Consider the following 1,019-nt stretch of genomic DNA (forward strand, 5'->3'; position numbering starts at 1 on the left):
CCTTAAGAAGAACTAGTTGATGGTTTGATGGAAATAATTTGTCCTTTCGCCTGTAATGGACGAAGAGGTTCTGTAAATCCGCCAGTATTTGAGAATTTAGAAAGAGCCTTAATACTACCTGCAGTTCCAATTTGAAAAACGGAAGAGGTCGTAATGCTATCGATTTTAATGCTGTTAATGATGATACTTTGGTTCACATAAAAATTCAATGCAATCGCCTCCTTTAGTTCGAACCGATTATTGCCTGATCAATTACATCTGAATCATTGACAGTCGTTGAGCTTTGATAATTGTAGACAGAGATGTTATCCCCAACATTAAATGAACCGGCTCCGGCAAAAGCGCGTGAATAACTAATAGGCCTAATCGCAAATACATCTCCAATATGAAAAATACCACTTGATCCAATATTAACGATACGAATATGTCCGACCATAGCTGGCATACAAAACACCTTTCGTTTTTAAAATTTTCTTTTCTATTATTGTATGGGCGTTTTCAATAAAATGTGTATTTTTTTGAAATAAAAGAAACACATACGTTATTGCGTATGTGTTTCGAACATTTGAGTGTGTGTGCAATCTGTGTGTATAGGCCAAACAACATTTAAGAGCCTGTCCAATTCCTGGCTACAATTCACTGTTTTTTGAGAAGTCATTCCGTATCGTTCAGCAAAATAGATCATTTTTTCGCGTTTTTTTTCGATAGCTTGCTCAAACATTGAAATCGGCTCCATCTCTCAATAAATTTTATGTATATATGTAGTACATATTATACAAAAATCCAATAAAAAAGAAACATCTTCGCTAAAAAAAGTATAATTTCTACATTTTATGTCAAATAACGGATGAGGAACAAATGTAAGAATGGTTGAATATTGTAAAAATTAGCGTGTATMAGAAGGTTTTTTTCTTAAGGATGCGAATACAATTATAGGGTATGAGTTTTAGGATGGAGAGTGGGAATGTTGCGTTTTGTAACGGCGAAGAAAGAAGAAAAGGTATTTGTAGGTATTGTGG

At 34.2% G+C, this 1,019-nt stretch carries 3 protein-coding genes; all 3 read right to left on the reverse strand.

The window, feature by feature from the left end:
• Positions 1 to 2 precede the first annotated feature (2 nt).
• Complete coding sequence (gene gerPB, locus AC1DJR_RS31265; RefSeq protein ID WP_001012508.1) at positions 3 to 209, reverse strand: spore germination protein GerPB; 207 nt, start codon at positions 207 to 209, stop codon at positions 3 to 5.
• 14 nt (positions 210 to 223) lie between these two features.
• Positions 224 to 445, reverse strand: a complete 222-nt coding sequence (gene gerPA / locus AC1DJR_RS31270; protein ID WP_002149890.1) for a spore germination protein GerPA — start codon at positions 443 to 445, stop codon at positions 224 to 226.
• A 96-nt stretch (positions 446 to 541) separates the two neighbouring features.
• Positions 542 to 721 (reverse strand): aspartyl-phosphate phosphatase Spo0E family protein, encoded by a 180-nt coding sequence (locus AC1DJR_RS31275; protein ID WP_088045458.1) that lies wholly within the window; start codon positions 719 to 721, stop codon positions 542 to 544.
• Positions 722 to 1,019 lie beyond the last annotated feature (298 nt).

The sequence above is a fragment of the Bacillus sp. 05T31 genome (assembly GCF_056396725.1).